This is a genomic window from Flavobacterium sp., assembly GCF_044368625.1.
Classification (GTDB): domain Bacteria; phylum Bacteroidota; class Bacteroidia; order Flavobacteriales; family Flavobacteriaceae; genus Flavobacterium.
In genome coordinates, this window is record NZ_JBIPPD010000341.1 from 1 (window position 1) to 6,806 (window position 6,806).

At 50.6% G+C, this 6,806-nt stretch carries 10 protein-coding genes; 1 reads left to right on the plus strand and 9 read right to left on the minus strand.

Translation table 11 applies throughout. The features are described from left to right. Nucleotides 1-43: 43 nt before the first annotated feature. From ACIQ2X_RS15970 to ACIQ2X_RS16010, 9 genes are all read right to left on the minus strand, one after another. Complete coding sequence (locus ACIQ2X_RS15970) at nucleotides 44-448, minus strand: hypothetical protein (protein ID WP_396179973.1); 405 nt, start codon at nucleotides 446-448, stop codon at nucleotides 44-46. A gap of 14 nt (nucleotides 449-462) precedes the next feature. Further along, entirely contained in the window at nucleotides 463-831 is a 369-nt protein-coding gene (locus ACIQ2X_RS15975; protein WP_396179974.1) for a hypothetical protein, read from the minus strand. Then, on the minus strand, nucleotides 831-1,064 hold the full coding sequence (locus ACIQ2X_RS15980) for a hypothetical protein (RefSeq protein WP_396179976.1): 234 nt from the start codon (nucleotides 1,062-1,064) through the stop codon (nucleotides 831-833). Before ACIQ2X_RS15980 ends, ACIQ2X_RS15975 begins: the two co-directional genes overlap by 1 nt. A 23-nt stretch (nucleotides 1,065-1,087) precedes the next feature. Next, entirely contained in the window at nucleotides 1,088-1,477 is a 390-nt protein-coding gene (locus ACIQ2X_RS15985; protein WP_396179977.1) for a hypothetical protein, read from the minus strand. A gap of 140 nt (nucleotides 1,478-1,617) precedes the next feature. Next, complete coding sequence (locus ACIQ2X_RS15990) at nucleotides 1,618-2,118, minus strand: hypothetical protein (protein WP_396179978.1); 501 nt, start codon at nucleotides 2,116-2,118, stop codon at nucleotides 1,618-1,620. After that, nucleotides 2,118-3,584 carry a glycine-rich domain-containing protein gene (locus ACIQ2X_RS15995; protein ID WP_396179979.1) on the minus strand — a complete coding sequence of 489 codons (1,467 nt, stop codon included), beginning with the start codon at nucleotides 3,582-3,584 and terminating at the stop codon, nucleotides 2,118-2,120. The genes ACIQ2X_RS15990 and ACIQ2X_RS15995 overlap by 1 nt, the downstream gene beginning before the upstream one ends. Before the next feature lie 9 nt (nucleotides 3,585-3,593). Next, the gene (locus ACIQ2X_RS16000) at nucleotides 3,594-4,466 is read right to left on the minus strand and encodes a glycine-rich domain-containing protein (RefSeq protein WP_396179980.1); all 873 of its coding nucleotides are present in this window, start codon (nucleotides 4,464-4,466) and stop codon (nucleotides 3,594-3,596) included. 10 nt (nucleotides 4,467-4,476) lie between these two features. Further along, nucleotides 4,477-4,806: a hypothetical protein gene (locus tag ACIQ2X_RS16005; RefSeq protein ID WP_396179981.1), complete on the minus strand. Its 330-nt coding sequence runs from the start codon at nucleotides 4,804-4,806 to the stop codon at nucleotides 4,477-4,479. A 33-nt stretch (nucleotides 4,807-4,839) separates the two neighbouring features. After that, on the minus strand, nucleotides 4,840-5,739 hold the full coding sequence (locus tag ACIQ2X_RS16010) for a capsid cement protein (protein WP_396179983.1): 900 nt from the start codon (nucleotides 5,737-5,739) through the stop codon (nucleotides 4,840-4,842). 662 nt (nucleotides 5,740-6,401) lie between these two features. Between ACIQ2X_RS16010 and ACIQ2X_RS16015 the strand changes: the two genes are divergently transcribed. Beyond that, on the plus strand, nucleotides 6,402-6,563 hold the full coding sequence (locus tag ACIQ2X_RS16015; protein WP_396179984.1) for a hypothetical protein: 162 nt from the start codon (nucleotides 6,402-6,404) through the stop codon (nucleotides 6,561-6,563). Nucleotides 6,564-6,806: the final 243 nt, after the last annotated feature.

A 6,806-nucleotide genomic window follows, 5' to 3' on the forward strand; every position in this document is an offset into this window, starting at 1 on the left:
TGATTGTGAGTCAGCCAGCGTGGGTCTACAGCGCCTCTAGAATTTAAAGCCATGAGTTATCGGGCTTCGTAGTAAACGAGACAATTGCAATCTCCTCGTACGAGTCCTCTGCTTCGTCCTTGTCTGCCTCGGCCTTAAGCTCAGCTGCCTGTGCACGAAGCTCGGCCCCTAGCTTAGCGCCGTCAGTGGTGTAGTCGGCGGTGCGAATAACCTTGTTGATTAGGGCTTCGCTGGTAGCCAGCACAAGCTTGGCCTGAGCCGCTGCTCGCTTTACGTTGTTGCTGTAAAGGGTCAGGAATGCCTGAATCTGTGAGTCGTTAAACAGGTAAGCCGCAGCTGCAGTTGGGTCCGCTAGGTTGTCTAGCTGCTCAACGTCTGGGATAAGTAGGCGGACCTGCCCGATTGCGGTCGAGTAGTCTGGAGGAGTTACGTCTGGGGTCGTAGGCATGGTTCTATTGTATCCTACTGGGTTTCAGTTTCCAAGTCAAATACTACTGGCTCCCAGTCTCCAGCCTCTTCATTCCAGGAGTACATTAGCTCACCCTCAGGATAAGCAACTGGGGCATTCCAGAGGCATGTCTCTTCATCTAGAATCCAAGATGCAAATGGTTTTGGCGGAATGAAGGCATCTCTGTCTTCGTCATACGTGAAGCCAATGCCTGCATAGTTCTTGCGAATGTTTCCGTTATAAGAAGTGCGAACGCAACGCTGACCGCGGAACTCACCATACCAAGTCTCAGGGTCTTTATCGTCAATAAGTTCAGTTTCCTCAGCTCCAACAATAACCTCAGTGACAATGTTGTCGTCGTCTAGAAATGCGTAGTGTGCCATTATGCCCCCAGTGCTGCAATCTCAGCCTCGGTCAAACCGAGTGCTGCAAGCTTTGCCTGAGCCGACGCTTTTGCTTCTGCCTTGGCCAGTTCCCCTGCCTCACGCTCTTCTCTCTCAACTTCGGCCTGAGCAATTAGCGCCTCACGCTCTGCCACTTCCTCAGGGGTTAATGGCACAGTGATTTGCTCTCCAGTTGCGCAATCAACAATCAGCTTAGTTAGTATTTCGTCCATGTTTATTCTTTCTTGTAAGGTATTTACGAGACTACTGTGGTGCTATCATTTCCGGCACTTATGCCATAAAGTGTAGCAGATGAATTTTGTAGGAAGTTTGAAGAATCAGTAGCAGTTAAAGTTATAGTACTTATAGCTCCATTTGTTGAAGGATTCCATAAGCCCGCCTGAAGCATCATGTAGGTTGAGGACCCATTGTTTTCATTAGTAACTTCTTGATTGAAGCTTTTTGGCCTGCTACTCCTGTAATTTGCAAAATAATAAGAAGTGTTTGAGAAAGTATTTGCTGTTGAATTTGCCGCTGGAACGTCGTGCATAAATCCATTGCCACCCAAGCTTCCGGTTGAGGCGCTTGTTCCATCCCCGTATAAATACCGAGTGGAGATGTCGGTGCTTACGCCGTTAATTGACAAGTTAACCCCACGAAAAGTTCCTGCGTAACTGTGCCTTAAACTAAAAACTAAAAGCAAATCAGTGTATGTCTGTGGAATTGAGCTAAAGGTTATGCTCGTCTGAGCAGATGTTAACTCAACATGTTTTATTCTCTGCATTGTCATGCTCTTACTCCGTAAAGGCTAAACGTCGAACCGGCCTGGTATGTCTGTCCCAAAACATCAAAGATGGTTATCGAACTTATTGCAGAATTGCTTGCCCATCTAATTGAAGAAGCTTGAGCATCAGTATTTGCCGAGCCGAATCTGGCTAAAGCAATCTTGTGTTTATCAGTGGCAGTATAGTCCATAATCTGCACCGTTCCAATATTAGAAAAAGCATTTGAGGGGCCAGTTGCTGCGCCAAATAATCTTGCGCTAGTCTGACTCGACTCTGAGCTACTACCAGTGCTTGAGCCATTAGCAACCATCCATACGCTAAAGTAACTTGAACCAGTGTCACCATTTAGCCTTAGGCGAGAAGCTGAGCCAGTTCCGCTGTTTTGAAAATTAGCAACAATAACTAAATCGCGGAAGCTTTGAGGAATATTGGAGAAAACTATTTCCCCGTCACTGCCTGTAAGCGTAATAGTCGCCAGTGCTATATAAGTAGGAGTTCCCATTAGCTTGCCTTAATTCCATAGAGTGAGAAGCGAGAGCCAGTCAAGAAGTTAGAGCCCACATCTTGGTCAAGAAGGATAGAGGTCAGGGCCGCTGTGTTTCTCCAGCTTCCAGAACCAAGCTCAACAATGTCGGTCGCATAACCACCAAGACTTCTGGTTGTTTTGTGCTTGTTAGTTTCAAAAGCGTCAAGAATATCAATTACAACTGCACCAAAGTTTCCATTGTTACCACCAATAGCCCTGGATACAATCTTGGTCTCATTAGCTCCGGCTCCCGAAGATACCGAACCGCTAGAGCCTCGCAGGTGGTGGAATGAATAGTTAGCTCCACCGTCCCCATTGAATCGCATTATAACATTGTCGTTTGTAGCATCTCGGTCAGTCTTGCCAACTATTCTCAATTGCAAGTGCTGATACTCGCTACCGTAGGTTGCATTCAGGTTGCTAAAAGTAACTGAAGCTTGTGACCCACCTAGAGTTACAGTTTCCAACAACTCATAAGCGTATGGGCTAGTCTGAATTGGGGTAAACATTACATTACCGGTTCCAGCTGTAAATGACGTAATGTTGAATCCATTAACATTTACAGTAGAGTGAGTCAGGCCTGAGCCGACCTCTAGCTGGTAGGTGTCAGAGTATCTCACAATAACAATACCCGAACCTCCAGCAGCGGCATCTGAGAAGTTTTGATAGCTACCGCCACCACCACCACCGGAACCAGTGTTTACTGTTCCTGCTGTTGCTGGTCTTTCTGGACCAGAATACGGCTGGCCCATGCTAGCACCATTACCGCCGCCGCCCGAACCTCCATCGCCACCCACGGATGGAGAGCCAGCTCCACCACCGCCACCGGCACGAGTCACAGATGTTCCAGTAATTGTAGAAGCTACACCGCTACCTCCGGTACGTCCGCCAGAGTCAAAGCTGCCATCGGCACCTTGACCGCCAGCGCCACCACCACCTGCTGTTCTCCAAGTGAATGGGTAGTTACTTCCGCCAGCGCCAGACTGGTTTCCACCACGATAGCCCTGCCCATTTGTTCCAGAGCCACCAGTGCTTCCACCGCCGCCACCACCAGAGCCACCGGATAATCCAAGGACTGAACCGCTTCCACCTCCACCTCCACCAAGCGCAGTGATTGAGTCAAAGGCGGAACTAGAGCCATTAGCGCCAGCATTATCCTGTGTGCCACCGCTTCCGCCAGCGCCCACGGTAACCGTTAATGATTTATATGTTGAAGAAGTTAATGCAGCCTCAGCAGATGCGCCTCCACCGGAAGTTCCAAAAGAAGTGCGGTATCCACCAGCACCACCTCCACCACCTTGGCCTCGGCCACCACCACCACCGCCGCCACCAATAACTAAGTAGTCTAGGTTAAAAGCAACCGGGGTCCTTGATACTGCACTAGCCGCGCGGTACCATTGCGGATTTTTTAATGAAGCAGTTGAAAGTTTTTGAATAGCCATAATTCACACCTATATCGCATATCTTACGATAACTATACCAGAGCCTCCTGAGAAGCCAAAGCCACCTCCGCCACCACCGCCAGTATTTGTCATTCCGTTAGCACCTTCTCCAGTGCCAATTGTTCCACCGCCACCATTTCCACCACGCTGAGTAGTGTCTCCCTGGCCCTGGCCCTGTCCTCCACCTGCATACCAAAAGCTTCCAGAAACGTTATGACCAGTTCCAGTTGCTAGGCCCCAAGCCGAATATGATGAGGAGCCGTTACCGCCAGAACCTCCGCGGATAGTTCCATCGTTGTAAAGCGAACCACCAGCCTGAGTAGCGCCACCTCCGCCACCACCTCCATAAGCAGAGCTGCCAATGCCACCGCCAGCATTACCCTGTCCGGCTGTTCCAGCGCCAGCGCTAGATGCGTATCCAGCACCTCCACCTGAACCACCAGTAATAGCTCCAGGTCCGCCAGTTGAAGCGCCACCAGAGCCGCCTAATGCAGATGGTAAATTACCAAAGGTAGAATTTCCGCCACTTGCACCATATCCAGCGCCGTATCCGCTACCCCTTACGCCAGCGCCACCGGCCCCTACGGTAACTGTATAAAAAGTTGCAGCCAGAGATACGTTAGTGTAGCCAAGCAATCCGCCCGCTCCACCGCCACCGCCATACCACTGTCCAGCTGCGCCGCCTCCGGCAACAACTAGAACATCTGCAGTAAGGCTTACTGGAGTTGTGAAAGTTCCTGAAGACGTAAAGGTGTGGTAGCGGTATCCGCCGCTGGTTACTATGGTCCCGCCGGTCGGCATTGGACCGTCGTTTCCAGCAAGAAAAGATGAGTATTTACTAAAGTTTAAAATAGTAGAGCGAATAAGGCTTTTGGCTGCCATTTACGCCCCCTTAAGCTATTTCAGAACCGAAGATGTTGAAGCTTAGGTTGGCAGTAGAAGCGTAAACCGTTACAACATCTGCAGCGTCCATTGTGATACCAAGCGTTAGAGTGGTAGAGTCCCCACCGCCAACAGCCACATCGTATGCTAGATAGTGCTGGTTTGCTAGGGTTGCCCCATCTGGACGAATTGCAATTCTGTAAGTTGCAGTGGTAGATGCTCGGTTTGCAACTACGATTGTAGACACAACAGTTGAGGTGCTGGTTGGCACAGTGTAAATGTTAGTGGCAGTAGTTGCGCTTGGTGCACTTTGTGCAAGCACCTTGTAAGTTGTCGCCATGCGTTATCCTTCTTTAAGTCTTTATCTATTCTATCAGGCACCCATGAGCAGGAAGCTGGAGATAGTTTCTCCAGTAGCTGCAGCTGCCCCGTTTACCCACTTGCCAGTCGACGAGTTGTAAACAAGCGTCTGGCCCTCAGCCACGTCAGTAATAACAAAGCCAGTCAAGTCGCCCATCGCGTGAGTGTGGCTTGCATCCGCCTTGCCAGACAGGTTCTCTGGCAGGTTAATAATCTCGCTAATCGCGTGGGTGTGGCTTGAGGCGGCTAGGCCAGCCTCGGCAGCAGTCTGGTTAATCCACATGCTAGTTGCTGAGTTGTACGCGAGAACCTCATTGTCAGCAGGAGTGCCGTCGATGTTTACATCGTGCAGCTCGTTTAGCTCATAGCCGTTCTGCACCTTAACAAGGATGGTTCCGTTGTTTGTGTTCGCACGAGTCACAACACCAAGGTAAACGCTGTGTGCTGGCTTTGCCGGAGGAGCGCCAAATACGAAGCCACCAGCAGTAGAAGATAGCCACACAGACTGGCCCGCGGTAGCTGCAGCTGTGTTTAGATTGGTAATCAATCCAGACTCAATGACGTAACCCTGTGCACCGTTTGCTATGTCTGCAGTTACAATTCCAAGGGTCTTGGATGAAGTAGCCTCAGTGTCAGCATCCGCAAGTGCAATAGTCGGGTTGTCTCCGTTAGCTCCATTAATGTAAACTACCGAACCCTTGGCAATGGTTGAGCCAGTTGCGTTTTGGACTTTGGTGCGGATAGAGGCTGTAGTAGTGTACTGCAAATCCGCCCAAGCAGAAGTTCCGTTACCGTACTTTACTAGCCCGCTGTCAGTCTCAAGGCCAGCCTCACCAGCTGCCAGGGTCGGGTTAGTAGTTGCCCAGTTAGCAGCAGTATCGCGTCTAAACTTAATTACAGTTTGTGCTGGCATTATTTAATCCTTAAGGTCTTAGATAATTTTATCATGCAGTACCGCCGTCGATTACGAGAGCATCGTAGTCGAGGCCGATAGTGTTAGAGGAATAGGTAATTGGAGATGAAGCAGATAGGTCTCCAAGGTCACCCTGTGGACCCTGCGGTCCTTCTGGGCCGACTGCTCCACGGTCTGCAACTGGAGTCCAAGATGCGTTGATAGAACCTGGAGTTGGAGGGTATCCTGGGTTAAGCGGGTTACCTGTGCGGTAGTAGAAGCCACCTTCATAGGTTACTGCGTCTTTTAGGCTGTAGCTAACGCCATTGTCATAGGCACCAATAAACGTCCAAGGCTCTGGCCCCTGCTCTCCCTGTGGTCCAGTATCTCCCTGTGGTCCTTGCTCACCCTGAGCACCAGTGGCACCAGTAGCACCAGTGGCACCTTGGAGGGCTAGTGGGTACCAATAGGTCGAGGCGTTAGTTGGCTCCTCGCCAACAGGCGGGTTGCCAGATGCAAACCAAGAAGCACCTTCCCAGAAGACTGCATCGTTGTTGACGTAGTCAACTGCGTCATCCCACTCGCCCTGCCACTCAATACCAGTGGCACCAGTAGGACCGATTGGACCGGTGTCTCCGGTATCGCCCTTGTCACCCTTGTCGCCCTTATCACCGCGTGGGATAGTGAAGTTAAAGATTGCAGCACCTGAGGTGCCAGCGTTGGTTACGCTTGCGCTAGAACCAGCGCTACCAGTAGTTACAGTTCCAACCGAGATTGTAGCCGCAGCTCCGGTCGCTCCAGTCGCACCTGTTGCACCTGTAGGTCCAGTTGGGCCAACGGTGTAGTAAGTGCCATTAGCGCCTGGAACAGGGCTAACAGTAGTTAGGTCTACAGTTGTGGAAGAAGGAAGCTCAATTGAGAACGATGGGATTGGAACTGGGACATCATCCTGCGAGGTCAATCTGAACTCCACAGTCCAAGTCCAGTCAACTGGGTTCATGTCAGCGTCGTCGGTTGCTACCAGCTTGATACCGCGGGTGGTTCCGTAGCCGCACAGGTAGCCCTCTGAGTCAAGGGTTGCCTCGACT

Bases quoted from the DNA above. Each gene is read 5' to 3' on its own strand.
- ACIQ2X_RS16010 (WP_396179983.1), bottom strand. From the start codon at position 5,739: ATGCCAGCACAAACTGTAATTAAGTTTAGACGCGATACTGCTGCTAAC.
- ACIQ2X_RS15980 (WP_396179976.1), bottom strand. From the start codon at position 1,064: ATGGACGAAATACTAACTAAGCTGATTGTTGATTGCGCAACTGGAGAG.
- ACIQ2X_RS15995 (WP_396179979.1), bottom strand. From the start codon at position 3,584: ATGGCTATTCAAAAACTTTCAACTGCTTCATTAAAAAATCCGCAATGG.
- ACIQ2X_RS16005 (WP_396179981.1), bottom strand. From the start codon at position 4,806: ATGGCGACAACTTACAAGGTGCTTGCACAAAGTGCACCAAGCGCAACT.
- ACIQ2X_RS15975 (WP_396179974.1), bottom strand. From the start codon at position 831: ATGGCACACTACGCATTTCTAGACGACGACAACATTGTCACTGAGGTT.
- ACIQ2X_RS15970 (WP_396179973.1), bottom strand. From the start codon at position 448: ATGCCTACGACCCCAGACGTAACTCCTCCAGACTACTCGACCGCAATC.
- ACIQ2X_RS15990 (WP_396179978.1), bottom strand. From the start codon at position 2,118: ATGGGAACTCCTACTTATATAGCACTGGCGACTATTACGCTTACAGGC.
- ACIQ2X_RS16000 (WP_396179980.1), bottom strand. From the start codon at position 4,466: ATGGCAGCCAAAAGCCTTATTCGCTCTACTATTTTAAACTTTAGTAAA.